Raw genomic sequence first — 25,236 nt, forward strand, 5'->3', positions numbered from 1 at the left:
CGGCGAGCGCGAGCCTCTAAGGCTCGCATCGCCTCGCGCCGAGCGCGGCGGCGATTTCCGCGACGATTCCCTCCGCCGCGGCGCGGGGGTCGGGCGCCTGCGTCACCGGGCGGCCGACGACGAGATGATCGGCGCCGGCGATGATCGCCTCTCCCGGCGTCATGACGCGCTTTTGATCGCCGAGCGCGGCGCCGGCGGGACGCACACCCGGCGTCACCAGCGTCATTTGCGGGCCCACCAGCGCGCGAATCGGCGCGACCTCCTGCGGCGACAGGATCAGCCCGTCGATCCCGGCGTCCTTCGCTTGGCGCGCGCGCCGTGCGACCAGTTCGGCCACGCCGATCGAATAGCCGGCCTCGACGAGATCGGCGTCGTCATAGGAGGTCATCACCGTGACCGCGAGCAGCCGCAGGCCGCTGTCGCCCGCGCCCTGGCGAGCGGCGCGCATTGTCTGTGGAAAACCGTGAATGGTGAGGAAATCCGCGCCGAGCCGCGCGATCTGCCGCGTCGCGCGCTCGACCGTCTGGCCGATGTCATGGAGCTTCAGATCGATGAAGACCTTGCGGCCGGCGGCCTTCAGCTCCTCGACCAGCGGCAGGCCGCCGCCATAGGCCAGCTCCATGCCGATCTTGTAGAAGGAGACCGATTCGCCCAGCCGCGCGACGAGCGCGCGCGCCGCCTCCGCGCTGTCCACGTCGAGCGCGACGATCAGCCGATCGCGCGCGGTATTTGCGTCTGAGCCCATGCGTGCGCTCCTGTCGGCGGCCCAAATCAGGCGGGCGGCGCGAGCCATTTGCTCATGAGCACCCGAGGCGCCACCTCATAGCCCAGGCGCTCGTAGAACGAGATGACGCCTGTATTGGTCTCCCGCACCAGCAGCTGCGTTTTGACGCCGCCGCGTTCGCGGAGCCATGCCTCGGCCGCGAGCGCCATTGCCCGTCCGAAGCCGACGCCGCGCGTGTCGGGATGCGAGGCCAGATAATAGAGCCAACCGCGATGACCATCATGTCCGACCATGACCGAGGCTCGGATCTGGCCAGAGCGATCGACGCCGACCAGAACGTCCGAAGAGGTTTTGGCTCGGGCGAAGCGAAAATCGGCGGCCGGATCATTGTAGCCGACGACGAGGCCGCAGGCGCGCCATAACGCGATCACTGCGTCCTCGTCTTCGGATGAGGCGCTTCGAATGGCCAGCGGCATGAAAGCGTCCATCGAGAAAAGCGCCTCGGCGGTCGCGGCCTCGACAGTCCTGTTCAGCGGGCCCGCTTATAGACCCAAACGCGCGCCGGCGGCAGGTTCAACCAGATCGGGGCCAGGCCCTCGCCCGTATAGGCCGCGCGATTGGCGTGGCGCTTCAACGGCATGGGCGAGACCCACAGGCTATAGGTGAATTGGACGAGCACGCCCTCCGGGGCCATCAGCTCGAAGGCCTGATCGAGCAGCCGCAAACGGTCGGCCTCCGGCTGGTTGAGCAGCGGCAGGCTGGAGACGATGGAGCCGATCGGCCCGTCGATCTTGCCTTCGAGCGTCTTCTTCAGCCCATAGGCGTCGCCCTGCACGACATTCACGCCCGGAAAGCGCTCGCGCAGCAGGTCGCAGAATTTCGTCTCATATTCGACGAGGGTGAGGCGCTGCGGCGCAATGCCGCGCTCGAGCAGCGCCTGCGTCACCGGGCCGGTGCCCGGCCCCAGCTCGACGATGGGCGCGTCGCCGGAAATGTCGACATAGCTGGCCATGGTCTTGGCCAGCACCGGGCCGGAAGGCGAGACCGCGCCGACGAGGCGCGGATTCTCGATCAGTGAGCGGATGAAACGCGCATTATAGGCCAAGGCGTTTTTCGGGGGCTCGAGATTTTGTAGCACGCTCGGATTGCCTCTCCATCGTTTCGGCGGCGCGACCTTGGTATAACAAGGCCGATCGGTCAATGGCGAGCGTCGCTCATTTCCCGAACAGCTCCTTCATCTTCGCGAAGAAGCCAGTCGCTTCTGGATGAGTCTGATGGGAAGACTCCTCCTCGAACTCATTGAGCAGCTCGCGTTGGCGCTTGGTGAGGCTTTGCGGCGTCTCGACGCTGATCTGCACATAGAGATCGCCCGATTCGCGCCCGCGCAGCAACGGCATCCCCTTGGCTTTCACCTTGATCTGCTTGCCGGTTTGCGCGCCCTCGGGAATTTTGATCTCGGTCTCGCCGCCGTCGATCGTATGCACGGTGATCTTGCCGCCGAGCGCGGCGCGCACCATGGAGATCGGCACGCGGCAATAGAGATCGGCGCCGTCGCGCTGGAAGAATGTGTGCGGCTTCACCGACAGGAAAATATAGAGATCGCCGGCCGGTCCGCCGCGCAGCCCCGCCTCGCCCTCGCCGGAGAGACGGATTCGCGTGCCGTCCTCGACGCCGGGCGGCACATTGACGGAGAGCGTGCGCTCGATCGTCGCGCGGCCGGTTCCCGCGCAGACGGAGCAGGGATTGTCGATGACCTCGCCGCGGCCCTGGCAGGTGGGGCAGGTGCGCTCAATGGCGAAAAAGCCCTGCTGGGCGCGCACGCGGCCATGGCCGGCGCAGGTCGGGCAGGTCTTGGGCTTGGAGCCCTTCTTGGCCCCCGTGCCGCCGCAGGCCTCGCAGGAGATGGTGGTCGGCAGCTTCAGCGTCGCCGCCTTGCCGTGGAAGGCCTCCTCCAGCGTGATTTCCATATTGTAGCGCAGGTCCGAGCCGCGCTCGCGGGCGCTGCCGCGGCCGCCGCCGCGCCGGCCCATCACCTCGCCGAAGAGATCGTCGAAAATATCGGCCATGGAGGCGGCGAAGCCGTCGCCCGCGCCGAAGCCGCCGCCGCCCTGCTCGAAGGCGGCATGGCCGAAACGGTCATAGGCGGCGCGCTTCTGCGTGTCGGAGAGGCATTGATAGGCCTCGTTGACCTCCTTGAAGCGCGCCTCGGCCTCCGCATCGCCGGGATTGCGGTCCGGATGATATTGCATCGCGGCCTTGCGAAAGGCGATCTTCAGCTCGACGTCGGTCGAGGTCTTGGCAACGCCGAGAGTTTCGTAGAAGTCGCGTTTGGACATGTCAGTCTTGGGTTGGTTCGTCCGAAGCGCCGCCGCGCAGGGCGAGCTCGTCGAAGATCGGCTTCAGGCTGTATATCAGTTCGGGAAGCGATGTCAGCACCGTGTCCCAGATCGTGTCCAAGTTCAGGTCGAAATAGCCGTGAGCGATCCGGTTGCGCATGGACGTCATGTCTCGCCAGGGCGCCTGCGGATATTTTTCCCAGAATTCGGGGTGCTCACGAGCGAGCCGAGACGCCATTTCCCCGATGATGAGCAGGTTCATGATGACGGCCTGCTGCGTGCGCCGGTCGCTCAGAAAGGCTCCCTTCTCCATTCCTTCGATGTAGGAAGTCGCCCATCTCGCGCAATCCAGCATATGGCCGACCGGGGCGAGCGGTGATTTGCGCGTCATATCGGCCGCGCTTCGGCCAGGACGCCGTCCCGAAAATAACGTGAAATGTCCCCCGGGGTGAGCAGATCGACGCGAACGCCCAATATTTCTTCGAGCTCGACTTGCAGCCGCCCGAGATCGAAAAGCGTCGCTCCCGGAAGCGCGTCCACCAAAATGTCGATGTCGCTTCCTTCCTCGTCGTCGCCGTGCAGAACCGAGCCGAACACGCGCGGATTGGCGGCCCGGCAGCGGAGGACCGCGGCGCGGACCGCTTCGCGATGGGTGTCGAGCGCGACGGACGGTCTCATCATTCAACCATTACCGCAGGACAGATGCGGCATCAATTCCACGAGGCAATCTTCCGGGCTGCGGCCAGCCGTGTCGATGACGAAATGGTTGCGCAACCAAGGGTCTACCCGCCGCGTGACGATCTCCTCCCAGCTCGGCAGGATCAGGCCGGGGACGTCGGCGATCCGCGTCTCGACGCGCCGGCGATGCTCCTGCGCGTCGGAGCACCGGACCTCGATTTCGGCTGCGGCGACATTCGCCCGCAGCGCCACCGCGCGCCACGCGTCCCGCGCGATGTTCACATCATTGACGCAGTCGGCGATGACCTTTCGTCCGAGCGCCAGATTGTCGGCGGCGACGCCATAGGCCACGCGATAGCTCACATCTCCGATGTCGTGGCCATAGGCGGCCTGGATCGGCGGCTCCATCGTGTCGATGCGAAGATAGACCGCCTCGAGGCGCTGGGCGAGCAAGCGGGAAAGGGTGGTCTTGCCCGATCCGGGAAGGCCGCTGAAAACGACGAGCATGAGATGCCGACCCGGAAAATCGATCGCCCGACTCTTACCGCGCGCGTCCTCGACAGCCGGCGCGAAAGCCCTCATCCGTCCCTCGCTGACGCGAGGGCCACCTTCTCCCGCACAGCGGGAGAAGGGAGGGTCCGACGAGCTTACTTCTTTTTATCGTCGCCGCCGACTTCCTTGAAGTCCGCATCGATGACATCGTCCTTGGCGTGCGTCTCGCCGCCGGCGCCGGGCGCGGCGCCTTCGGCCTGCTGAGTTTTGTACATGGCCTCGCCGAGCTTCATCGAGGCCTGCATCAGCTCATTGCTCTTGGCCTTGATGGTCTCCACATCCTCGCCATCGAGAGCAGTCTTCAAGGCGGCGATGGCCGTCTCGATCGCGCTCTTGTCGGCCGCGGACACCTTGTCGCCGAATTCGGCGAGCGACTTCTCGGCCGAATGCACGGCCGCCTCGCCATGGTTCTTCACATCGACGAGCTCGCGGCGGGTCTTGTCCTCGGCGGCGTGGGCCTCGGCGTCCTTCACCATTTTGTCGATGTCGGCGTCCGACAGGCCGCCCGAGGCCTGGATGCGGATCTGCTGCTCCTTATTGGTGGCCTTGTCCTTCGCCGTCACATTGACGATGCCATTGGCGTCGATGTCGAAGGTCACCTCGACCTGCGGCAGGCCGCGCGGCGCCGGCGGAATGCCGACGAGGTCGAACTGGCCGAGCAGCTTATTGTCCGCCGCCATCTCGCGCTCGCCCTGGAAGACGCGGATGGTGACGGCGGTCTGATTGTCCTCGGCCGTGGAGAACACCTGGCTCTTCTTGGTCGGGATGGTCGTGTTGCGGTCGATGAGGCGCGTGAACACGCCGCCGAGCGTCTCGATGCCGAGCGACAGAGGCGTCACGTCGAGCAGCAGAACGTCCTTCACATCGCCCTGCAGAACGCCGGCCTGCACCGCCGCGCCAATGGCGACGACCTCGTCCGGATTGACGCCCTTATGCGGCTCCTTGCCGAAGAACTGCTTCACCACCTCCTGCACCTTCGGCATGCGGGTCATGCCGCCGACGAGCACCACTTCGCCGATCTCGGCCGCCGAGAGGCCGGCGTCCTTCAGCGCCTTGCGGCAGGGCTCGATGGTGCGCTGGATGAGATCGTCGACCAGCGCCTCGAATTTCGCGCGCGTCAGCTTCAGGGTCAGATGCTTCGGACCCGAGGAGTCGGCGGTGATGTAGGGCAGGTTGATCTCGGTCTGCGTGGCGGAGGAGAGCTCGATCTTCGCCTTCTCGGACGCTTCCTTGAGGCGCTGCAGAGCGAGCTTGTCCTTCGTCAGATCGATGCCCTGCTCCTTCTTGAACTCGCCGGCGAGATATTCGACGAGACGGCTGTCGAAATCCTCGCCGCCCAGGAATGTGTCGCCATTGGTCGACTTCACCTCGAACACGCCGTCGCCGATCTCGAGGATCGACACGTCGAAGGTGCCGCCGCCGAGGTCATAGACCGCGATCGTGCCGGAGCCCTTCTTGTCGAGGCCATAGGCGAGCGCGGCCGCCGTCGGCTCGTTGATGATGCGCAGCACCTCGAGGCCGGCGATCTTGCCGGCGTCCTTGGTGGCCTGACGCTGGGCGTCGTTGAAGTAGGCGGGAACGGTGATGACCGCCTGCGTCACGGTCTGGCCGAGATAGGCCTCGGCCGTCTCCTTCATCTTCTGCAGAATGAAGGCGGAGATCTGCGAGGGCGAAAATTGCTTGCCGTCCGACTGCACCCAGGCGTCGCCATTGGGGGCCTTGACGATCTTATAGGGGACGAGGCCCATGTCCTTCTTGGTCATCGGATCGTCGAAGGAGCGGCCGATGAGTCGCTTGATCGCGAAGAATGTGCGCTCCGGATTGGTCACCGCCTGACGCTTGGCGGGCTGGCCGACGAGACGCTCTCCGTCCTCGGTGAAAGCGACGATGGACGGCGTCGTGCGCGCGCCTTCCGCGTTCTCGATGACCTTGGGGCTCGACCCTTCCATGACGGCCACGCAGGAATTGGTCGTGCCGAGGTCGATGCCGATGATTTTAGCCATATCGCCGTTCCTTTCGTTTATTCGAAATCGCCGGGTCCCGAAGCGGCCCGTATGTCGCCGATCCTTCGGCGGCTCGCATTTTCAGCCCGCCGCGCATCGGCTGTTCACCGTCCCTTCAGATTGTAATCGGCTTGCATCGGCGCAAGTGCGTGGGGCGCAGAGAGTGCGCGGGGCATATAGAATGAAGCTTCCGGCGGCGGCAAGCTCCGTCGCGGCCGGGATTTTCCGCCGTCGCGCCGCAGTTTTATCGTTTGGGGTCCGCTTTCGCTTATTCTCCCGCGAGCGATTCGCGAAGCGATGGTCGGCGGCCGCCGACGCCGTCTCGCCCGGGTCCCCTTGCGAACTCTCGCCCCGAACAGGCCGACGCGTGCTGCTGCAGTCGATCGAACCAATCTTCCGCACGGTCGTCGTCTTTGGCGACGCCGGCTTCGTCTTGCCCGCGAGCGGGGGGCTCGCCGTGGCGCTGTGGGCGGCCGGCGACCGCCGCGCAGCGGTCGCTTTTTTGGCCGGCATAGCAGTCTGCGGCGTGGCGGCGACGCTCGCCAAGATTTTCTCCATGGCCTTCGGCCCTCCGCCGCTGCACAGTCCCAGCGGCCATGCCGCGCTGGCGGCGGCCTTCTTCCTGCCGCTCTCCGCAATTTTCATGCGCGTTCGCGAGAAGCGGATCGGAATTCTCGCCGCGGCGCTCTGCGCGGCCGCAGCCGTGCTCGTCGCCATCGGCCGCGTGGCGCAGGGCGCGCATACGGAGGCGGAGGCTTTCGCTGGGTTTTTCATAGGCTTGGCGGCGTTCGGCGTGTTCCTCTGCGGCGCGCCCGCGCGGCTTTCGATCAGCGCTCCGGCCCTCGTCATTCTCTTTGCGGCCGCGGTCGCGCTCCAAGCCTATACGGGCCTCAGCATCGAGGTGGAGGGGCCGCTCGAGCGCATAGCGACACGGCTCGCGCAAATGTTGTCGCTCTAGCTCCATCTCTCCTGTCTGTTTCCCCTGGGCTTTCGAAAGAGCCGCCGCGCCGCGCGAGAATGACGGCTGACGATATTTGATTTTCGTCACGAAGCATGCGATTCGACTTAGCCATAGAGACGGGCGCCTTTGGCGGAGAATCGCCGCAATGCAGAAGAGTCGATCGTTGTTGCGGTCCGCGTCGGCCTTATGCGTTCTCCTCACTCTCTCCGCCTGTGACAATTCCGGCGGGCGCAAGGACGAGCGCCCGGCGCGCGTCGTGCTCGTCGCGCCCGTCCATTACGCTCCGCGCGCGCCGACGCGCCAATTCGTCGCCGCCATCCGCCCGCGCGTCGAGACCGACCAATCCTTCCGCGTCGCCGGCAAGGTCGTGCGCCGGCTCGTCGAGAATGGGCAGGCCGTCAAGGCCGGCGATCTGCTCGCCCTGCTGGACGAGGCGGATCTGCGCCTGCAGAAGGAGCAGGCCGAGGCGGAGCTCTCGGCCGCGCGAATGGGGCTGGAGCAGGCCGCCGCCGAAGAGCGCCGGGCGCAGACGCTGCGCAAGGACGGCTGGACCGCGCAGGCGGCGCTCGATCGGCAGAAAGCCGCCGCCGAGGAGGCGCGCGGACGCCAGCAGCGAGCGCTGCGGGCCGTCGAGCTCGCCAAGAATGCGCTGGACTACGCCTCGCTGCGCGCCGATTCGGACGGCGTCGTGACCGCGACCTTCGTCGAGCCCGGGCAGGTGGTCGGCGCCGGGCAGGCGGTTGTGCGGGTCGCCCGCGCCGGCGCGCTCGAGGCCGTGGTTTCGCTTCCCGAGGCTTTCGCCGCGCTCGCCGGGGCGGGGGAGGCGAGCCTCTTTCTCTGGTCCGATCCCGCCAGGCTCTATCGGGCGAGCCTGCGCGAGCTCGGCGCCTCCGCCGACGCCGCCACCCGCACCTTCTCGGCGCGCTATTCGATCGTCGGAGCGGATGAGAAGGTCGGGATCGGCATGAGCGCGACCTTGACGCTGGCGAGCAAGGAGCAGGGCGCCGCCGCCGCTCTGCCGCTGGCCGCGCTCTTCGACCAGGGCTCCGGCCCCAGCGTCTGGAAGGTGGAGGACGGCGGCAAGCTCACGCTCGCGCCCGTCTCCGTGCTGCGCTACGAGGCCAAGACGGCGCTGATCTCCGCCGGCGTCGCGGAGGGGGATCGCGTGGTCGTGCTCGGCGCCCATAAGCTCGACCCCGGCCAGCTCGTGCGTCCGGTCGACGCCGAAACGCTGTGAGGCGCGAGGAGATGAGCTTCAACCTCTCGCTCTGGGCCGTCAAACGTCAGACTCTCACCCTGGCGCTGATCCTGGCCATCGCTGTCGCCGGGGTCTATTCCTATTTCCACCTCGGCCGCGCCGAGGACCCGTCCTTCACCATCAAGGTCGCCAATCTCACGGCGATCTGGCCGGGCGTCACCGCGCTCGAGATGCGCGACCAGGTCGCCGACCGCTTGGAGAAGAAGCTGCAGGAGCTTCCCTATCTCGAGAAGATCGAGACCTATGTGAAGCCCAGCTTCCTCGCCATGCAGGTGACCTTCAAGGACACGACGCCGCCCGCGCAAGTGCCGAGCCTCTTCTATCAATTGCGCAAGAAGCTCCATGATATTCAGCCGGAGTTGCCGCAGGGAGTCATCGGCCCGGACGTCAATGACGAGTTCGGCGACGTCGACGCGGTCCTCTATGCCGTCCATGGCGAGGGGGCGGATTATCACCAACTCGACCGCGTGGTGGAGATGTTCCGCCAGCGTCTCTTGGAGACGCCGGACATTGTGAAGGTCAATGTCTATGGCGTGCAAGACCGCAAGATCTTCGTCGAGTTCAGCCAGGCCAAGCTCGCCAATCTCGGCGTCACGCCGCAGGCGCTGTTCGAATCGCTCGCCAAGCAGAATGCGGTGAACGCCTCCGGCGTCTTCGAGACGCCAGCCAATCGCGTGCCCTTGCGCGTCACCGGCGCGCTGAAGGGCGCCGAGGCCATCGCCGCGACGCCGGTCGAGGCCAATGGCCATGTGTTTCGCTTGGGCGACGTCGCCGATGTCGCGCCCGGCTATGAGGACCCGCCGAATTTCCTCGCCCGCTACAAGGGCGAGCCGACGATCGTCGTCGGCGCGGTGATGGCGAGGGGCGGCAATGTCCTCACGCTCGGCAAGACTCTCGAGGCCACAATGGCCGAGGTCCGCGCCGAGACGCCGGTGGGCATAGAGATCACGCAGATCGCCGATCAGCCGAAAGTCGTCTCCCATGCGGTCGGCGAGTTCACGCGCTCCTTCGTCGAGGCGCTGGTCATCGTCCTTTTCGTGAGCTTCGTCTCGCTCGGCTTTCGCACCGGGATCATCGTCGCTCTGTCGGCGCCTCTCGTGCTCGCCGTCGTCTTCGTGTTCATGAACGCCTTCGGGGTCGATCTGCAGCGCATCTCACTCGGCGCGCTGATCATCGCGCTCGGCCTGCTGGTCGACGACGCCATCATCGCCGTCGAGATGATGACGGTGAAGATGGAGCAGGGCGCCGATCGCATCAGCGCGGCGACCTTCGCCTGGAGCTCGACGGCCTTTCCCATGCTCACAGGCACTCTGGTGACGGTCGCGGGCTTCATGCCGGTCGGCTTCGCCGCCTCCTCGACCGGCGAATATACGGGCTCGCTGTTCTTCGTGCTGGCCGTGGCGCTCATCGCCTCCTGGTTCGTGGCGGTGCTGTTCACGCCCTATCTCGGCGTGAAGCTGCTGCCGGATTTCTCGAGCCATGCGCATCACGATCCCGAGGCGATCTATTCGACGCCTTTCTATCGCGGCCTGCGCCGGCTCGTGACCTGGGCTGTCGACAATCGCCTGCTCGTCGTCGGCGCCACAGGCGGGATTTTCGTCGCGGCGATCGTCGGCTTCGGCCATGTGCAGAAGCAGTTCTTCCCGATTTCCGAGCGGCCGGAGCTGTTCTTCCAGCTGCGCATGCCGGAGGGCTCGTCCATATTCGCGACGGCCGCGGCGGTGGAGGAGGCCGAGAAGCTGCTGAAGGGCGACGAGGACGCCGCCCATTACACGAGCTATATCGGCCGCGGCCCGCCGCGTTTCTGGCTCGGCCTCAGTCCCGCTCTGCCGAACGAGGCCTATGCGGAGATCGTCATCGTCGCCAAGGATCTCGAGGCGCGCGAGCGGCTGAAGGCCCGCCTGTCGAAGGCGCTGGAGGATGGCGCCGTCTCGCAAGCCCGCGCCCGCGTCGATCGCTTCAACTTCGGCCCGCCGGTCGGCTTTCCGGTGCAGTTTCGCGTCATCGGCCGCGATCCGGCGGAGGTGCGCGCCATCGCCTATCGCGTGCGCGATCTGATGCGCGACGACAAGGCCGTCGTCGAGCCGCATCTGCAATGGAACGAGCAGACGCCCGCCGTCCGGCTCGTCATCGATCAGGACCGCGCGCGGACCATGGGCCTGACGCCGCAGGAGGTCGCGGGCCGCTTGCAGATGATGGTCTCGGGCGTGACGATCACCAGCCTGCGCGACGGCATCGATCGCGTCGACGTCGTCGCGCGCGCCGTGCCCGGCGAGCGCGGCGATTTGGGGCGGCTCGAGGATATGGTGATCTTGACGCGCGCCGGCGCGCCGGTGCCGGTCTCGCAGATCGCCAAGATCGTCTATGAGCATGAGGAGCCGATCATCTGGCGGCGCAATCGCAACATGCTCGTCACCGTGCGCGCCGATGTGAAGGACGGCGTCCAGGCGCCCGATGTCACCAATCGCATCTGGCCGCGCCTCGCCGAGCTGCGCGAGCATCTGCCGCCCGGCTATCGGATCGAGATCGGCGGCGCGATCGAGGAATCGGCCAAGGCCAATTCCTCCATCGCCGCGGTGGCTCCGGTGATGATTCTCGTCATGCTGGTCATCGTCATGTTCCAGCTGCAGAACTTCACCCGGCTCGGCCTGGTGATGATGAGCGCGCCGCTCGGGCTCATCGGCGCCTCGCTCGCGCTCAATCTGGCGGGCGCGCCATTCGGCTTCGTCGCTCTGCTCGGCCTCATCGCGCTCTCCGGCATGGACATGCGCAACTCGATCATATTGGTCGATCAGGTGCGCCAGGACCTCGACAAGGGCGCCAATTATCGCGAGGCCATCATCGGCGCCACTGTGCGCCGTTCGCGGCCGGTGGCGCTGACCGCGCTCGCCGCCATTCTCGGCATGATCCCGTTGACGCATTCGCTGTTCTGGGGGCCGATGGCGCTCACCATAATGGGCGGGCTGTTCGTGGCGACCTTTTTGACCGTGCTGTTTCTGCCGGCGCTCTATGCGCTGTGGTTCCGCCGCAAGCTCGCCGATGTGCTGGTCGAGACGCCGCCGCCCGCCCCCGCGGAATTCGGCTACGGCCGTCTCGCGGAGAGAGCGGCGGAATGAGCGAGAGCGCTGCGCCGGCCGCTGCGCGCAGCGCAGAGCAGCGCGCCCGCATCGTCGCGACGGCCGAACGCCTGTTCCGACTGATGGGCTTTCAGAAGACGACGGTCGCCGACATAGCGCGAGAACTCGGCATGTCGCCGGCCAATGTCTATCGCTTCTTCAGCGCCAAATCGGAGATCAACGCCGCCGTCGCGCGCCTGCTGACGGGAGAGGTGGAGGCGGTCATCGACGCTATCGCCGATGGGCCGGGCGCGGCCGCCGAGCGGCTGCTGTGGCTGGTCGAGACCAATGAGGCGATGAATCGCGAGCGCTATGTCGACGATCGCAAGCTGCACGACATCGTCGAGGCGGCGATGACCGAGCATTGGCCGATCATCGGCGAGCACATCGCCCATGTCGACGCGGCGATCGAACGGGTCATCGCCGCGGGCATGGAGACTGGCGAATTTCGTCGCGGCGACGCGCATCTCGCAGCGCGCCTCGTCCATTCGGCCTGCATCCGCTATTGCCACCCGCGCATGCAGGTGGAATGCGCCGACCCCGGCGCGCCGAGCGCCGCGCAAATGGTGGAGTTCTGCCTGATAGCGCTGCGCGCCGGGCGGTGAAGCGGGGCTTTTCGTTCATAGCTCGAAATAAGAGCGAGCCTGAAGGCTCGCGGTCCAAATCGCGCCCGGGACCGCGAGCCTTCAGGCTCGCGTCACGAGACCCGACCGAGCCAAAAAGCTCAGCCGCCGTTCTTCTTCTTGGTCTGATCGCTGGCGATGGGCGAGGCGTCGTTCAGCCCTTTGTCGATCTTCTCGAGAATCTTCGGCAGATCGTCGGGATCGGGATTCATGTCGCGCGCATGGTTCCACTGGAAGCGCGCCTCGAGCTTGCGATTGACGCGCCAATAGGCGTCGCCGAGATGGTCGTTGATGACCGGGTCGGAGGGCTTGAGATCGACGGCCTTCTCGAGCTCGCGCACCGCCTCCTCATAGCGGCCGAGGCGGTAATAGGCCCAGCCGAGACTGTCGACGACATAGCCGTCGCGGGCGCGCAGATCGACGGCGCGGCGCAGCATTTTGAACGCCTCGTCGAGATTGACGCCCTGATCCACCCAGGAATAGCCGAGATAATTCAGCACCAGCGGCTGGTCCGGATAGAGCTCCAGCGCCTTTTTGAGATCGGCCTCTGCGGTCGGCCAGTTCTTGCGGCGCTCATTGGCGATGCCGCGGTAATAATAGAGCAGCCACTGGCTCTTGTCGGCCTGCGGCTGGAGCTCGAGCACTTTGCTGTATGTCGTGACCGAATCGGCGAAGAGCTTGCGCGAGCGCTGGATATTGCCCAGCGCGGTCAGCGCCTCCTGATCCTTGGGATGGTCGGCGATGACCACCTGAAGATGGTCGGTCGCCTCTTTGGTCTTGCCGAGCGTCTCCAGCAGCAGCGCCGCCTGCACATCCGCATTGACGCGCAGCGGATTGTCCTTCGGCACGCTGTCATAGAGATCGATGGCGATCTCCTCCTGCTTCATGCGCTCATAGATGTCGGCGAGGGTGATCGTCGCCAGCGCATTGTCGGGCGCGAGGAAGAGGGAGAGACGCAGATAGATGAGCGAGGCGAGCTCGTCGCCCTGCCGTCCGCCGATCGCGCCGAGACCATAGAGCACCTCGGCCGCGCCGGCGTCGGCGTCGCGAACGAAGGGCGTGAGCGGCTTGCCCGTGTCTATGTCGGCGATCGCCGCGGTGACGATCGGATGGCGCGGAGCGAGATCGTCGAAGGCGCGATAGACGCGGCGCGCCTCCTCGCGGCTGCCGTGCGCGACGAGGAAACGCGCATAGGCGTCGACGAGCCGCAGTGTGTTGCGCTCGGAGCCATAGGCGGCCTTGAAGCGCTTGGTCGCCTCGGCCTTGTCGCCGTTCTTGGCGGCGTCGGCGATCAGCGCCGCATGATAGTCGCGGAAGACGGAGAAGGCGTCTTCCTTCAACTTGTCCGCCGTGGCCAGCGCCTGCTTGGTCTCGCCGGCGCCGGCGTAGGCCCAGGCGGTGAGCAGCGTGGAGGTGACGTCGTGCTTGCGGTCGAGCCCGCCCTTGGCGAGAACCGTGCGGGCGCGGGCGAATTTCCTGGCCTTTATCGCCTCGACGCCCAGCGTCAGATTGGCGAGGCCGTTGGTGCGGTCGAAGGCGGCGACGCGGGCGGCGAGAGTGAAGGCCTCCTGCATATTGCCATTGGCGAGAGCGGCGACGAAGGCGCGCTCGGTCAGCTCGCGATTGCGCGGATCGTTGCGCAGCGCCTCGCGGAAAAATGTGGAGGCGGCGAGCGTGTCGCGCTCGGCCCCGGCGACGATGGCGGCGAGATAATTGCCGGATGCGCTCTCGCCGACCTCGAAGGGCGTGGCGATGGAGAGGCTGGTCTCGCGGGCGTGGGCCGAGCCCTTGCCTAGGAACGAGCTCTGGCCGACGAAATCATCGGCCCCGAGCGACAAAGCGCAAAAAGCCGCGGCGACGCAGGCCGCGCGGGTCGAGAAAGAGCGAACGCGGCGCCGTTTCGGCGCATCGGACGAGAAAATTCTGTTCACGTGCTGTTTCCCGCAATCGGCCGCAGCGGCGCGGCGCCGGCTCGCCTCGAAAGAAGCCGCCGAGCGCCACCATCATGCGGGAAGATGGCTGTTTTGGGCCGCCCCCGCAAGTGTGAATTATCCCAGCAGGGGTGGCCCGTCGCATCACTCGAAAGCGTCGCGTCAGCTTCGTCCGCGCACCGCGGCCACGATTTTCTGCGCGGCGTCGTCGAGGTCGTCGGCGGAAATCACGTCGAGGCCCGAGCTCGTGATGATCTCCTTGCCGAGCTCGACATTGGTGCCCTCGAGCCGCACCACGAGAGGAACGGCGAGCCCCACTTCCTTGACCGCGGCGATGACGCCCTCGGCGATCACATCGCAGCGCATGATGCCGCCGAAGATGTTGACGAGAATGCCCTTCACCTTGGGGTCGGCGGTGATGATCTTGAAGGCCGCGGTGACCTTTTCCTTGGTCGCGCCGCCGCCGACATCGAGGAAGTTGGCGGGATTCTCGCCATAGAGCTTGATGATGTCCATCGTCGCCATGGCGAGGCCGGCGCCGTTCACCATGCAGCCGATGGTGCCGTCGAGCGCGATATAGGCGAGCTCATATTTCGACGCCTCGATCTCCTTCTCGTCCTCCTCGGTCTTGTCGCGCAGCGCGACGACGTCCGGGTGGCGGTAGAGAGCGTTGTCGTCGAAGGAGACCTTGGCGTCGAGGCAGCGCAGGCGCCCATCCTTGGTGACGATCAGCGGATTGATCTCGAGCAGCTCCATATCCTTGGCGACAAAGGCGGAAAAGAGCCGCTCGGTGAGCGAGACCGCCTCTTTGACGAGGCCGCCGGACAGGCCCAGCGCATCGGCGACGCGGCGGCCGTGATGCGGCAGAACGCCGGTCGCCGGATCGACGGAGAAGGTCACGATCTTCTCGGGCGTCGCATGGGCGACGGCCTCGATGTCCGTGCCGCCTTCGGTCGAGACGACGAAGGAGATGCGCGAGGTGGCGCGGTCGATGAGCAGGGACAAATAGAATTCTTTGTCGATATCGGCGCCGTCCTCGATATAGAGACGGTTCACCTGCTTGCCGGCCTCGCCCGTCTGCGCGGTGACGAGAGTCGCGCCCAGCATTTCCTTGGCGTAGGTCTCGACCTCGTCGAGCGAGCGGGCGAGGCGCACGCCGCCCTTGTCGCCGGCGGAGGCCTCCTTGAACTTGCCCTTGCCGCGGCCGCCGGCGTGGATCTGCGCCTTGACCACATAGACAGGGCCGGGCAGGCCGCTCGCGGCCTGGCGCGCCGCGCCCGCCTCCAGCACCGGGGCGCCCTCGGCGACCGGAGCGCCGAACTCACGCAGGATGGCTTTGGCCTGATATTCGTGGATGTTCATCTTTCGTCGATCCTGATAGTTGCGTCGCGACAACGCGCCCCGAAAGGGGCGGAACAACGGCGGCTTCGCATGGATTGCGCGAAGGCCGGGTCAGGCGAAGGCCGGGTCGAGCGCCTTGCTGGCGGCGATCAGCGTTTGCACCGACGCCACCGATTTGTCGAACATCTGCCGCTCCGCCGCATCGAGCGAAATCTCGAGGACGCGCTCCACGCCATTCGCGCCGATCACCACCGGCACGCCGACATAGAGTCCGCTGACGCCATATTGCCCGTCGAGATAGGCGGCGCAGGGCAGCACGCGGCGCTTGTCCTTCAGATAGCTCTCCGCCATCGCGATGGCCGCGGAGGCGGGCGCGTAATAGGCCGAGCCGGTCTTGAGCAGGCCGACGATCTCGCCGCCGCCTTTGCGCGTACGGTCGACGATCGCGTCGATCCTGGCCTGCGTCGTCCAGCCCATGGCGACGAGATCGGGCAGCGGAACGCCGGCGACGGTCGAGTAGCGCACGGAAGGGACCATGTCGTCGCCATGGCCGCCGAGCACGAAGGCGCTGACGTCCTCGACCGAGACATCGAGCTCCTGCGCCAGAAAGAATCGGAAGCGGGCCGAATCGAGCACGCCGGCCATGCCGACGACCTTGTTCGTCGGCAGCCCGCTCGCCTTCTGCAGCGCCCAGACCATGACGTCGAGCGGATTGGTGATGCAGATGACGAAGGCGTCCGGCGCATAGGTCTTGATGCCGGCGCCGACCTTGGAGACGACGCCGAGATTGATGGTGAGCAGATCGTCGCGGCTCATGCCCGGCTGGCGCGGCACGCCGGCTGTCACGATGACGACGTCGGCGCCGGCGATCGCCGCATAATCGGTGGCGCCGGCGATGCGCGCGTCGAACCCCTCGATCGGCGAGGATTGGGAGAGGTCGAGCGCCTTGCCCTCGGGGACGCCGCTCGCGATATCGAAAAGTACGACATCGCCGAGCTCCTTGAGGCCGATGAGATGAGCCAGCGTGCCGCCGATATGGCCGGCGCCGATCAGGGCGATTTTCTTGCGCGCCATCGTTTCTCCTATGGGCGTGCCTGGAAATGAACTGCTAGCGCGCTTTTCCGCGTCTGAAAAGGCGCGATTCGCCTCTAACGAAGCTTCGCACGAAAATTGAGCAAGAACACGGGCGGACGTTCCTCGGCTGCGAAATTGGGCTTTCCTAGAGCGCGTCCACGCCGCCGAGCGAAAGGATGAGCTTCCACTCCTCCTCGGCGACCGGCTGCACCGAGAGACGAGAATTATTGACGAGCACCATTTCGGCGAGGCGCGGATCGGCTTTGATCTGCGCGAGCGTCACCGGCTTTTTGAACGGCGCGACCGCCTTTATGTCGACCATGCCGAATTTGCCGCTCTCGTCGGTATGGTCGGGATAATACGTCTCGATGATTTCCACGATTCCGACGACGGCCTTGTCCTCGTTGGAATGGTAGAAGAAGCCGCGCTCGCCCTTCTGCATCGCCATCAGATGTTTTTTGGCGAGGTGATTGCGCACGCCGTTCCAGAAGGTGCCCTTCGCGCCGGCTTCGACCTGCTGGTCCCAGGACCAGGTCTTGGGCTCGCTCTTGAACAGCCAATGCCCCATCAGAGCTCGGCCCCCACCACGCGTTTCCACGGCTTGAGCTCGACGCTCGAGAAGAGGCCGGCCTCGGCGTAAGGGTCCTCGGCGAGCAGCGCCTGCGCCGCCGCTTCATCCGCCGCCTCGACGATCAGCAGCGAGCCGACGGGCTTTTCGGCGGCGTCGAGAAAGGGCCCACCGAGCTTCACCTGCGCGGCATGGGCCGCGAGGAAGGAAAGATGCGCCTCGCGTGTGGCGAGGCGGAGCTCGACGTGGTTGGGCTTGTCCAGGCAGATGGCGGCGAAGAGCGGCAAAGCGGCCTCGTGAAAAGGGAAAGCGACGGCGCGGCGGTGATTAGCAGATCACGTTGGAGAGGTCGACAGAATTGGGCGACACAAAATTGGGCGACTCTTGCCCCCACCGCTGTTCTCGCCTATAAGCCGCGCCATCCCACAGGCGAAAGTCTTACGGTTCCTGCTTCAAGGCGCCGTTCCGGTGGCCGGTTCTCCGGCTTCTCCATGCTTTCGCCGAGGCTAGAACCGGAGAAAAGACAATGGCGATTCCTGATTTCACCATGCGCGGCCTGCTTGAGTCCGGCGCTCATTTCGGCCACCAGTCGCATCGCTGGAACCCGAAAATGGCTCCCTTCATCTTCGGCGCCCGCAACAATATCCACATCATCGACCTCGCCCAGACGGTGCCGCTGCTGCATCAGGCGCTGAAGGTCGTCTCCGACACTGTCGCGCGCGGCGGCCGCGTGCTGTTCGTCGGCACCAAGCGCCAGGCGCAGGATCAGATCGCCGACGCCGCTCGGCGCAGCGCGCAATATTTCATCAATTCCCGTTGGCTGGGCGGCACGCTCACCAATTGGAAGACGATCTCCGGCTCCATTCAGCGCCTGCGCAAGCTCGACGAGCAGCTCGGCGTCGGGGCCGCCGGCGTCACCAAGAAAGAGCGCCTGCTGCTCACCCGCGAGCGCGACAAGCTCGAGAAGGCGCTGGGCGGCATCAAGGACATGGGCGGCACGCCCGATCTCATCTTCGTCATCGACACCAATAAGGAGCAGTTGGCGATCAAGGAGGCGAACCGTCTGAAGATTCCGGTGGTGGCGATCCTCGACACCAATTGCGATCCGGACGGCATCACCTTCCCGATCCCCGGCAATGACGACGCCGGCCGCGCCATCGCGCTCTATTGCGATCTCATCGCCCGCGCGGCGATCGACGGCATCTCGCGCAGCCAGGGCCTCTCCGGCGTCGATATCGGCGCCATGGAGGCGCCGACGGCGGAGCCGGCGCTCGGCCGCGTCCACGCCGATCTGCGCACGCCCGAGGAGGTCGTCGCCGAGGCGGCCGTCGAGGTCGATGTCGCGCTCGAGCCCTTCGAGCTGCTCTCCGCCCCGCGCGGCGCGCCGGACGACCTCGCCAAGCTGCATGGCGTCGGCCCGCAGCTGGTCAAGAAGCTCAACGACGGCGGCATCTTCCATTATTGGCAGATCGCGGCCATGGCGCCGGCCGACGTCGAGAAGCTCGATCAGGACCTCAAGCTCAACGGCCGCATCGCCCGCGACGGCTGGGTCGATCAGGCGCGCTCGCTGGCCTCGGCTTGATTTCGCGCCAGAGCGTTTCCGATCGAACGGAATCGTTCGATCGATCAGCATTCGCTTCCAAATAGAGAATCGCGGCGTCATCCGATCCGAGTGGACCGGATGACGCTCTAGCGTCACATTCACGAAAGATTATCGCGCCGGCTCCCCAAGGGGCCGGCGTTAGCTCTAGCTAGAGGTGTCTAACCCCATGGCCCAGATCACCGCCGCTCTCGTCAAGGAACTGCGCGAGAGCACGGGCGCCGGCATGATGGATTGCAAGGCCGCCCTCAACGAGACCAATGGCGAAATAGAGGCCGCCGTCGACTGGCTGCGCAAGAAGGGCCTCTCCAAGGCCGCTAAAAAGTCCGGCCGCGTGGCCGCCGAGGGTCTCGTCGCCGCGATCGTCGAGGATGGCGTCGGCGTTGTCGTCGAGGTGAATTCCGAGACCGACTTCGTCGCCCGCAACGACGACTTCCAGAAGCTCGTCAATAATATCGCGCGAGTCGCGCTGGAGACCGGCGCCGCAGACGCCGCGGAGCTCGCCGGCAAGGCCTATCCGGGCGGCGGCGTCGTTTCCGAGGCGATCACCACTGGCATCGCCACCATTGGCGAGAATCTGACGCTGCGTCGCGTCGCGCCGCTGAAGGTCGAGGGCGCGGTCAATCGCTACGTCCACACGCAGATCGCCGACGGCCTCGGCAAGATCGCGGTGATCGTCGCGCTCGAGTCGAAGGGCGACAAGGACATGCTGTCGACGCTCGCGCGTCAGATCGCCATGCATGTCGCCTCGGCCAATCCGCTGGCGCTCGACGCCTCCGGCCTCGATCCGGCGACGGTGGAGCGCGAGAAGGCGCTGCTCGCCGAGAAGAACGCCGGCAAGCCGGCCAATGTGCTGGAGAAGATCATCGATTCGGGCCTCAAGACCTATTACAAAGAGGTCCTGCTGCTCGATCAGATCTCCAACCATCCCGATCACGGCGGCAAGACGATCACCCAGACGCTCAAGGAGCACGAGGGCAAGGCCGGCGCGCCGATCGCCATCAAGGGCTTCGTCCGCTACGCGCTCGGCGAGGGGATCGAGAAAGAGACCAGCGATTTCGCCGCGGAAGTGGCGGCGGCGGCCAAGGGCTGATCGCTCTCGAGAATTCCCCGGCCGCCGCGGCGGCCGGGGGCCGATCGACACGCAAAAAAGGCGAAGCGGACCGAGGGTCGCTTCGCCTTTTTTGATTTTTACGCCTGATGTCCCGCGTCCGCACGGCCCCGTGGAGGGGCCATGCGGCGTCGAGGCTAGAACAGGTTGAAGTGGTAGTTCACGCCGGCGCGGACCGTGTGGAACTTGGCGCGCTGCGGGCCGATGGCGAAGCCGCCATTGCGCTCGAGGTCGGTGTAGAGATACTCGACCTTGGCCGACCAGTTCGGCAGGAAGGCGTATTCCAAGCCGCCGCCGGCGGTCCAGCCGGTGTGCACGTCGCTGCCGAAGGGCGAGTTCAGCTCGCCATAGGCGAAGCCGCCCGTGCCATAGACGAGGAGCTTCGAATCGAGCAGAGCGAAGCCGGCGCGGCCGCGGACCGTGCCGAACCAGGGCAGGCTCACATTCGCAGCGCGAAGGCTCGTGCCCTGGAAGTCGGTCTCGATGCCGACCACGAAGAGCGGCGAGATCTGGTAGTTATAGCCGATCTGGCCGCCGCCCACGACGCCGCTGACGTCGCCGCCGAAGCGATTGTCCGCCTTGAAGCCGCCGCCGACATTGAGGCCGACATAGGCTCCGGTCCAGGAGAAGACCGGCGGCGGCGGCGCGAAGGCCGGCGCGTCCTTGCGATAGGGCAGATCCGCCGCGTGAGCGGCGCCGGCGCAGAGCGCGGCGGCGACCGCGAGAGCCGAAAGGCTGTTCTTGATATGCATGAAACCTCCGAGGTGCGTTGAAAGAAACGCTTCAGTCGCCGCCCTCGACTTGAGCGAAGCTATGAGGCCGAAATGCATCGAATCGGCCCGATTTGTCAACCACAGTTGATATCCGCGGCGAGCCTGCCCCGAGCGCGTCGGACGTGGCGTCCTGTCGAGCCCTGCGTGGGTTCACCATGCGGATAACGAGCGTGACCTTGGCCTGCGAAAGGTTCACATTTCCCTAATAGGTAAAATCCCGCACAATTTTGGCGTTATTTCGTCAGGCCGCGTGATTGACGATTGACGGCGCCGCGCGCTCCAACAATTGTGATTACATATCGGGAGAAGGATTCTCGATGCGGCCGGAAAATTCGGAGAAACGCTCGGGGGAGGCGACGCGGCGGCGCATCCTCGCCGCGGCGATCGCGCGTTTTGCGCGCGCCTCCTATGAGGAGGTGAAGCTGCGCGACATTGCGGCGGATGTGGGCGTCGATGTCGCGCTGGTGCATCGATCCTTCGGCTCCAAGGAGCAGCTGTTCGCCGCCGCGGTCGTCGAGGCCTGTCCCTCGGCGCTCTTGTCGCAGGAGCGCGGCCGGCTGAGCGCTTTGTTCGCGAGCTTCGCGCTCGAATCGCAGCAGCACGACGGCCTGCATATTTTCGTCCGCTCGCTGACCAGCCCGCTGGCGCGCGATCTCATTCGCGCCTGCTGCGATCGGGATTTCATCGGGCCGCTCGCCGCCAAGCTCGACGGGCCGGACGCGCAGCAGCGCGCGGCGCTGTTCGTCTCCTGCCTCATCGGCTTCTCGATCTTGCGCGAGGTGCTGCGGGTCGAGCCGCTGCTCGTCGACCGGGACAGCGGGCCGCTGATCGAGCGTCTCCTCGCCGCCTGTCTCGACGACGCCGCGCCGCTTGCGGCCGGCGATCAGAACTCCTCCCAATCATCCTGAGCCGCCTGCGGCTTGCGCGCGGCGCCGCCGCGGCCGGCCGACACGGTCTTCAGCGCGGCGCGCGGCGCATGGGCGTGCTTGTCGCCGAGGCGGAAGCTCGCCACCGAGCGCGTCAACGCCTCTGTCTCCTTGCGCAGGCCATGGCTGGCGGCGGTGGTCTCCTCGACCATGGCGGCGTTCTTCTGCGTGTTCTGATCCATCTGATTGACGGCGGTGTTGATCTCGGCGAGGCCGGTCGCCTGCTCGCGCGCGCCGGCGGCGATGTCGGCGACCACCTTGTCGATCTCGGCCACCTGGGCGACGATCGTCTCCAGCGCCTTGCCGGTCGCGCCGACGAGATCGACGCCCTGTCCCACCTCTATCGTCGATGTGGAGATGAGGCTCTTGATCTCCTTGGCGGCCTCGGCGGAGCGCTGCGCCAGCGCGCGCACTTCCGAGGCGACGACGGCGAAGCCCTTGCCGGCCTCGCCGGCGCGCGCCGCCTCGACGCCGGCGTTGAGCGCCAGCAGATTGGTCTGGAAGGCGATCTCGTCGATGACGCCGATGATCTGGCCGATTTGCTGGGAGGATTTCTCGATCCGGCCCATGGCGTCCACCGCCCGGCGGACGATCTCGCCGCTCTTCTCGGCCTCGGTCTTGGTGGAGCCGACGATGCCGCTCGCATGGACCGCGCCCTCGGCGCTCTTCTTCACCGTGGTGGTGATCTCCTCGAGCGCGGCGGCGGTCTCCTCGAGGCTGGCGGCCTGCTGCTCGGTGCGGCGCGCGAGATCATCCGCGGCCACGGCGATCTGGCCGACGCCCGAGCCAATGGCGTGCGCGCCGCCCGCGACGATTGCGAGCGCCGCTTCGAGCTGGCCGATCGCCGCATTGAAATCGCTCTGCAGGCCGCGATAGGCGTCGGGCATGTCGTCGGCGAGGCGATAGACGAGATCTTTGGAGGCGAGCTTCTCGAGACCCTTGCCGATCGCCCGCAGCGCCGCCTCGCGCTCTTTCTCGGCGAGCGCCTGCTCGGCTCTGCGTTGCGCCTCGGCCTCGTCGCCGCGTCGCTTCGCCTCGACGGCGCGGGCCTCGACCGCCCGCAGCTCCTGCGCATTGCGCTTGAATGTGTCGAGGGCTTTCGCCATCGCCCCCACCTCGTCGCCGCGCCCGACGCCATCCACCGCCGCGCTCAGATCGCCTCCGGCGATGGCGCTCATCTGCCCTGTGAGGCGCGCGATGGGCGCGCCGATCTTGCGGCTCGCCACGAAGATCGTGGAGGCGCCGCCGCCGAGCAGCGCCAGCGCGCCGACAATGAGCATCGTCCAGATCGTCTGTTCCGTCTGCCGACGCAGCTCGTCGCCGACATGCTGATTGTCGTTCAGCACCGTCTCGTTGAATTTCTTCACGTCGTCGGTGAGCTTATCGAGCTGCATATCGACGCCGCGCAAAATCGCCATGCATTTGGCGAGGGCGTCGAGCTCGTGCGGCTGCAGGCGCGAGCCGACCTCGACGCCGGGTATGTCCTTGGCGATGCGCATCGCCGGCTTGGCGTCCTCGATGATCTTGTCGATGCGCGCGTGAAAGGCCTTGATCGCCGGAGCGCGGGGCGGATCCAGCTGCGCCGCCGTGTTCAGAAGCGCGTCGATGCGGTCGCGGGCGCTCTCGAAATTCGTCTCGGCGATCTTGAACAATTCCGTGTCGGATTCATAGGCGATCATCGAATGGACCGCATAGCCCACCTCGACCGCGGTGCGGTTCATTCTCAGCAGCCTCACCAGAGCGGCGTCGGAATGTTCGGTCAGATATTGATAGCCGCGGCCGAGATCGTCGATCCGATGGACGCCGAGCGCGGTCACCCCGAGGAACAGCACACAGGTGAGGGCGAGCGGCAGGAGGCTCTTGGTCGTGAGTTTGAGATCGTCGAAGCGCATCGAGGAAGGGTCCTTCGAGACGGAGCCGGGACGCGCGCCGCCATCCGGCAGGCGCATTCGCTCCGCGGTGAAAAGGGGGGCGATCGCCGACGCGCGCGGAAGAGTTCCGGCGGCGTCATGCCTTTGGTCGACGGAGCCTAAGTCGAGGCTAGGCCCGAAAAAGTTTCAGAAATATCTATGTTTTTGAGAAACCGGGTTAAATTTCGTCTTTTCGGCGCGTCCGCGACGAGTGGACGCGGGGACCCGACGGGCGCCGTCAGGCGTCCGCGCTACGCTCCGGCGCGCTCCACAGCTCCTCGGCGTAGCCGCGCCTGATCCAGCTGCGGAAGCGGTAGCGGCGTCTAAAGCCGTAATCCGGCAGCAGCGCGCCGACCACGGACTGCCGGCCGGACGCGTCGACCTCCCGATTGGCCTCCTGATTGACGCTGAGCAGCAGCGGGGCCCAACGGCCGATCCGCGCGAAATAGCCGCGGCATACCGCGTCGCCCATCTCGGGAAAGGAGTCGCAATTGACGATGATGTCGCTGTCGATGATGGTCGAATCGTCGACCAGAGGCGCGAGGACGAGGTCGACGCCCTCGCCGCGCGACGGCTCGCGAGGGTGGCGGAATTGCACGGGCGCCTCCGGCAGGGCGCGGCGCAGTGAAAAGAATTGCATGGCCGCGACGGTCGGCAGATCGACGATCGTGTAATGGCGCGCGCCGGCGAGCAGCGCATAGCGCGCCGCTTTGCCGAAGCCGCCGCCGATCTCGCAAATCTTCGGCCGTGCGACGCCGCTCGCCTCGATCGTGCGCAAGGCCAGATAGAGCGCCTGAATATCGCGTCCGTGCAGCACGCTCTCGCCCATAGCGAGCCCATAGAGCCCGTCGAAGACTGCGGGCGGAGTGATCGGAAAGCCGAGCGCGCCCTCGATCTCGGCGACGAGCCGCGGCGAGGAGGCGACGAGCGTCTCGCCGACATAATCCTGCTCGGCGCATTCGACCCGCGCGAGGCCCATATATTGCGCGAGCGAGGCCAGCATGTCGTGGAATGGCGCCACAGCGGCTCGGCGGCCCTGCGGCGAGGCGGCGAGAAAGTCCTGATAGGCGCGCACGCCCTGCTCGAGCCCGGTGGCGGCCGAGGATTTCTGCACGTCGACGAGACATTGCGCGAGCGCGCGCGGATCGCCGCCGTTGAGGAGGTCGAGAAGCGGCCGATGGCGGTTGGAGACGATGTCGGTCCACATGGCGCCGCCGCCGCCCAATTGCCGCCCGCTCGCCCCGCCGGCGCAGCGCGCCCAGGCGCTCTGCAGCTCGGCGGCGATCTCGACGTCGCGCGCGTCGATCGCGCGAAGCGACAGCGTTGGCTCCAGCCGCGGCAGGCCGCGTCGCGTGGAGTTGATCAGCTCGTCCGAAAAGCTCCCCCGTCCCGAGCTGTCGAGCAGCCAGAACTCCTCTCCGCGCACGCGCGCGGCCAGTGTCTCATCCGGATAGTCGCCGCCCGGCAGATCGAAATGAAAGCCATAGCGGCCATCGCCGAATCCGGCCCGCGCCAAATCCTCGCGCGGCGCCTCGGCGCGCGCGACGCCGATGACCGCGCCGGCGGAGCAGATCTCCACATCGAAGCGATCGCGCGGCCGCAGGCGGTCATAGACCCAGCCGGAAACCCGCCCGCCGCTCGCGCGGTCGATATAGCCCGAGAATTCCCTTAGACGCTTGCGCGCGAAGAACTTGCGCGTGAAGAACATCGGCCGTGCTCCATTAGCGCGCGCGGCGTGTCGTCACTTGCGC

23 protein-coding genes are annotated in these 25,236 nt (G+C 66.3%); 7 read left to right on the forward strand and 16 right to left on the reverse strand.

Annotated elements, in window-relative coordinates; genetic code table 11:
• Positions 1-16: 16 nt before the first annotated feature.
• The 8 genes from pyrF to dnaK all read right to left on the reverse strand — a co-directional run bounded on the left by pyrF (position 17) and on the right by dnaK (position 6,293).
• Positions 17-745 carry an orotidine-5'-phosphate decarboxylase gene (gene pyrF / locus AC6IY7_RS12040; RefSeq protein WP_497779341.1) on the reverse strand — a complete coding sequence of 243 codons (729 nt, stop codon included), beginning with the start codon at positions 743-745 and terminating at the stop codon, positions 17-19.
• Positions 746-771: 26 nt separating this feature from the next.
• Positions 772-1,212 carry a GNAT family acetyltransferase gene (locus AC6IY7_RS12045; protein ID WP_497779343.1) on the reverse strand — a complete coding sequence of 147 codons (441 nt, stop codon included), beginning with the start codon at positions 1,210-1,212 and terminating at the stop codon, positions 772-774.
• 41 nt (positions 1,213-1,253) lie between these two features.
• Complete coding sequence (locus AC6IY7_RS12050) at positions 1,254-1,862, reverse strand: class I SAM-dependent methyltransferase (RefSeq protein ID WP_497779344.1); 609 nt, start codon at positions 1,860-1,862, stop codon at positions 1,254-1,256.
• A 76-nt stretch (positions 1,863-1,938) separates the two neighbouring features.
• Positions 1,939-3,060, reverse strand: a complete 1,122-nt coding sequence (dnaJ, locus tag AC6IY7_RS12055) for a molecular chaperone DnaJ (protein WP_497779345.1) — start codon at positions 3,058-3,060, stop codon at positions 1,939-1,941.
• A 1-nt stretch (position 3,061) separates the two neighbouring features.
• Positions 3,062-3,373: a HepT-like ribonuclease domain-containing protein gene (locus tag AC6IY7_RS12060; RefSeq protein ID WP_497779347.1), complete on the reverse strand. Its 312-nt coding sequence runs from the start codon at positions 3,371-3,373 to the stop codon at positions 3,062-3,064.
• Positions 3,374-3,447: 74 nt separating this feature from the next.
• A complete protein-coding gene (locus AC6IY7_RS12065; protein ID WP_497782834.1) occupies positions 3,448-3,738 on the reverse strand; it encodes a nucleotidyltransferase family protein in 291 nt (96 codons plus the stop codon).
• 3 nt (positions 3,739-3,741) lie between these two features.
• Positions 3,742-4,320, reverse strand: coding sequence for a P-loop nucleotide/nucleoside kinase family protein (locus AC6IY7_RS12070; RefSeq protein ID WP_497779349.1), 579 nt, complete (start codon positions 4,318-4,320; stop codon positions 3,742-3,744).
• A 65-nt stretch (positions 4,321-4,385) separates the two neighbouring features.
• Positions 4,386-6,293 (reverse strand): molecular chaperone DnaK, encoded by a 1,908-nt coding sequence (gene dnaK, locus AC6IY7_RS12075; RefSeq protein ID WP_497779350.1) that lies wholly within the window; start codon positions 6,291-6,293, stop codon positions 4,386-4,388.
• A 367-nt stretch (positions 6,294-6,660) separates the two neighbouring features.
• Here dnaK and AC6IY7_RS12080 point away from each other — a divergent pair, with 367 nt between their 5' ends.
• The 4 genes from AC6IY7_RS12080 to AC6IY7_RS12095 all read left to right on the forward strand — a co-directional run bounded on the left by AC6IY7_RS12080 (position 6,661) and on the right by AC6IY7_RS12095 (position 12,233).
• Entirely contained in the window at positions 6,661-7,251 is a 591-nt protein-coding gene (locus AC6IY7_RS12080) for a phosphatase PAP2 family protein (protein ID WP_497779351.1), read from the forward strand.
• A 148-nt stretch (positions 7,252-7,399) separates the two neighbouring features.
• Positions 7,400-8,491, forward strand: a complete 1,092-nt coding sequence (locus AC6IY7_RS12085; RefSeq protein WP_497779352.1) for an efflux RND transporter periplasmic adaptor subunit — start codon at positions 7,400-7,402, stop codon at positions 8,489-8,491.
• Between the two features lie 11 nt (positions 8,492-8,502).
• Positions 8,503-11,628: an efflux RND transporter permease subunit gene (locus AC6IY7_RS12090; protein ID WP_497779353.1), complete on the forward strand. Its 3,126-nt coding sequence runs from the start codon at positions 8,503-8,505 to the stop codon at positions 11,626-11,628.
• Positions 11,625-12,233: a TetR/AcrR family transcriptional regulator gene (locus tag AC6IY7_RS12095; RefSeq protein WP_497779355.1), complete on the forward strand. Its 609-nt coding sequence runs from the start codon at positions 11,625-11,627 to the stop codon at positions 12,231-12,233. Before AC6IY7_RS12090 ends, AC6IY7_RS12095 begins: the two co-directional genes overlap by 4 nt.
• A gap of 119 nt (positions 12,234-12,352) precedes the next feature.
• On the opposite strand, the gene AC6IY7_RS12100 is transcribed toward AC6IY7_RS12095, so the two are convergent.
• The 5 genes from AC6IY7_RS12100 to AC6IY7_RS12120 all read right to left on the reverse strand — a co-directional run bounded on the left by AC6IY7_RS12100 (position 12,353) and on the right by AC6IY7_RS12120 (position 17,452).
• A complete protein-coding gene (locus AC6IY7_RS12100) occupies positions 12,353-14,182 on the reverse strand; it encodes a tetratricopeptide repeat protein (RefSeq protein WP_497779356.1) in 1,830 nt (609 codons plus the stop codon).
• 162 nt (positions 14,183-14,344) lie between these two features.
• Positions 14,345-15,544, reverse strand: a complete 1,200-nt coding sequence (sucC, locus tag AC6IY7_RS12105; RefSeq protein ID WP_497779357.1) for an ADP-forming succinate--CoA ligase subunit beta — start codon at positions 15,542-15,544, stop codon at positions 14,345-14,347.
• A 90-nt stretch (positions 15,545-15,634) separates the two neighbouring features.
• Positions 15,635-16,597 carry a malate dehydrogenase gene (gene mdh / locus AC6IY7_RS12110; RefSeq protein ID WP_497779359.1) on the reverse strand — a complete coding sequence of 321 codons (963 nt, stop codon included), beginning with the start codon at positions 16,595-16,597 and terminating at the stop codon, positions 15,635-15,637.
• 145 nt (positions 16,598-16,742) lie between these two features.
• Positions 16,743-17,165: an EVE domain-containing protein gene (locus AC6IY7_RS12115; RefSeq protein ID WP_497779360.1), complete on the reverse strand. Its 423-nt coding sequence runs from the start codon at positions 17,163-17,165 to the stop codon at positions 16,743-16,745.
• Positions 17,165-17,452, reverse strand: a complete 288-nt coding sequence (locus tag AC6IY7_RS12120; protein ID WP_497779363.1) for a YciI family protein — start codon at positions 17,450-17,452, stop codon at positions 17,165-17,167. Before AC6IY7_RS12120 ends, AC6IY7_RS12115 begins: the two co-directional genes overlap by 1 nt.
• Positions 17,453-17,691: 239 nt before the next feature.
• Between AC6IY7_RS12120 and AC6IY7_RS12125 the strand changes: the two genes are divergently transcribed.
• Together AC6IY7_RS12125 and tsf are read left to right on the forward strand one after the other, a co-directional pair.
• Positions 17,692-18,747 (forward strand): 30S ribosomal protein S2, encoded by a 1,056-nt coding sequence (locus AC6IY7_RS12125; protein WP_497779365.1) that lies wholly within the window; start codon positions 17,692-17,694, stop codon positions 18,745-18,747.
• A gap of 187 nt (positions 18,748-18,934) precedes the next feature.
• Entirely contained in the window at positions 18,935-19,858 is a 924-nt protein-coding gene (gene tsf / locus AC6IY7_RS12130) for a translation elongation factor Ts (RefSeq protein ID WP_497779366.1), read from the forward strand.
• A 155-nt stretch (positions 19,859-20,013) separates the two neighbouring features.
• Here tsf and AC6IY7_RS12135 read toward each other — a convergent pair whose 3' ends face one another.
• Positions 20,014-20,628 carry an outer membrane protein gene (locus AC6IY7_RS12135; protein WP_497779367.1) on the reverse strand — a complete coding sequence of 205 codons (615 nt, stop codon included), beginning with the start codon at positions 20,626-20,628 and terminating at the stop codon, positions 20,014-20,016.
• A gap of 338 nt (positions 20,629-20,966) precedes the next feature.
• Between AC6IY7_RS12135 and AC6IY7_RS12140 the strand changes: the two genes are divergently transcribed.
• Positions 20,967-21,557: a TetR/AcrR family transcriptional regulator gene (locus AC6IY7_RS12140; RefSeq protein ID WP_497779368.1), complete on the forward strand. Its 591-nt coding sequence runs from the start codon at positions 20,967-20,969 to the stop codon at positions 21,555-21,557.
• Here AC6IY7_RS12140 and AC6IY7_RS12145 read toward each other — a convergent pair.
• The gene (locus AC6IY7_RS12145; RefSeq protein ID WP_497779369.1) at positions 21,533-23,524 is read right to left on the reverse strand and encodes a methyl-accepting chemotaxis protein; all 1,992 of its coding nucleotides are present in this window, start codon (positions 23,522-23,524) and stop codon (positions 21,533-21,535) included. The two genes, AC6IY7_RS12140 and AC6IY7_RS12145, sit on opposite strands and share 25 nt — an antisense overlap.
• A gap of 199 nt (positions 23,525-23,723) precedes the next feature.
• Complete coding sequence (locus AC6IY7_RS12150) at positions 23,724-25,193, reverse strand: class I SAM-dependent methyltransferase (protein ID WP_497779370.1); 1,470 nt, start codon at positions 25,191-25,193, stop codon at positions 23,724-23,726.
• Between the last annotated feature and the right edge of the window lie 43 nt (positions 25,194-25,236).

The sequence above is a fragment of the Methylosinus sp. is20ea genome (assembly GCF_059718135.1).

What these genes read in the sequence shown, in the direction of transcription:
- AC6IY7_RS12070 (WP_497779349.1), bottom strand. Translation starts at nt 4,320, where the DNA reads ATGAGGGCTTTCGCGCCGGCTGTCGAGGACGCGCGCGGTAAGAGTCGG.
- dnaJ (WP_497779345.1), bottom strand. Translation starts at nt 3,060, where the DNA reads ATGTCCAAACGCGACTTCTACGAAACTCTCGGCGTTGCCAAGACCTCG.
- sucC (WP_497779357.1), bottom strand. Translation starts at nt 15,544, where the DNA reads ATGAACATCCACGAATATCAGGCCAAAGCCATCCTGCGTGAGTTCGGC.
- AC6IY7_RS12045 (WP_497779343.1), bottom strand. Translation starts at nt 1,212, where the DNA reads ATGGACGCTTTCATGCCGCTGGCCATTCGAAGCGCCTCATCCGAAGAC.
- pyrF (WP_497779341.1), bottom strand. Translation starts at nt 745, where the DNA reads ATGGGCTCAGACGCAAATACCGCGCGCGATCGGCTGATCGTCGCGCTC.
- AC6IY7_RS12090 (WP_497779353.1), top strand. Translation starts at nt 8,503, where the DNA reads ATGAGCTTCAACCTCTCGCTCTGGGCCGTCAAACGTCAGACTCTCACC.
- AC6IY7_RS12115 (WP_497779360.1), bottom strand. Translation starts at nt 17,165, where the DNA reads ATGGGGCATTGGCTGTTCAAGAGCGAGCCCAAGACCTGGTCCTGGGAC.
- AC6IY7_RS12095 (WP_497779355.1), top strand. Translation starts at nt 11,625, where the DNA reads ATGAGCGAGAGCGCTGCGCCGGCCGCTGCGCGCAGCGCAGAGCAGCGC.
- mdh (WP_497779359.1), bottom strand. Translation starts at nt 16,597, where the DNA reads ATGGCGCGCAAGAAAATCGCCCTGATCGGCGCCGGCCATATCGGCGGC.
- AC6IY7_RS12085 (WP_497779352.1), top strand. Translation starts at nt 7,400, where the DNA reads ATGCAGAAGAGTCGATCGTTGTTGCGGTCCGCGTCGGCCTTATGCGTT.
- AC6IY7_RS12060 (WP_497779347.1), bottom strand. Translation starts at nt 3,373, where the DNA reads ATGGAGAAGGGAGCCTTTCTGAGCGACCGGCGCACGCAGCAGGCCGTC.
- AC6IY7_RS12065 (WP_497782834.1), bottom strand. Translation starts at nt 3,738, where the DNA reads ATGAGACCGTCCGTCGCGCTCGACACCCATCGCGAAGCGGTCCGCGCC.
- AC6IY7_RS12145 (WP_497779369.1), bottom strand. Translation starts at nt 23,524, where the DNA reads ATGCGCCTGCCGGATGGCGGCGCGCGTCCCGGCTCCGTCTCGAAGGAC.
- AC6IY7_RS12140 (WP_497779368.1), top strand. Translation starts at nt 20,967, where the DNA reads ATGCGGCCGGAAAATTCGGAGAAACGCTCGGGGGAGGCGACGCGGCGG.
- dnaK (WP_497779350.1), bottom strand. Translation starts at nt 6,293, where the DNA reads ATGGCTAAAATCATCGGCATCGACCTCGGCACGACCAATTCCTGCGTG.
- AC6IY7_RS12150 (WP_497779370.1), bottom strand. Translation starts at nt 25,193, where the DNA reads ATGTTCTTCACGCGCAAGTTCTTCGCGCGCAAGCGTCTAAGGGAATTC.
- AC6IY7_RS12125 (WP_497779365.1), top strand. Translation starts at nt 17,692, where the DNA reads ATGGCGATTCCTGATTTCACCATGCGCGGCCTGCTTGAGTCCGGCGCT.
- AC6IY7_RS12135 (WP_497779367.1), bottom strand. Translation starts at nt 20,628, where the DNA reads ATGCATATCAAGAACAGCCTTTCGGCTCTCGCGGTCGCCGCCGCGCTC.
- tsf (WP_497779366.1), top strand. Translation starts at nt 18,935, where the DNA reads ATGGCCCAGATCACCGCCGCTCTCGTCAAGGAACTGCGCGAGAGCACG.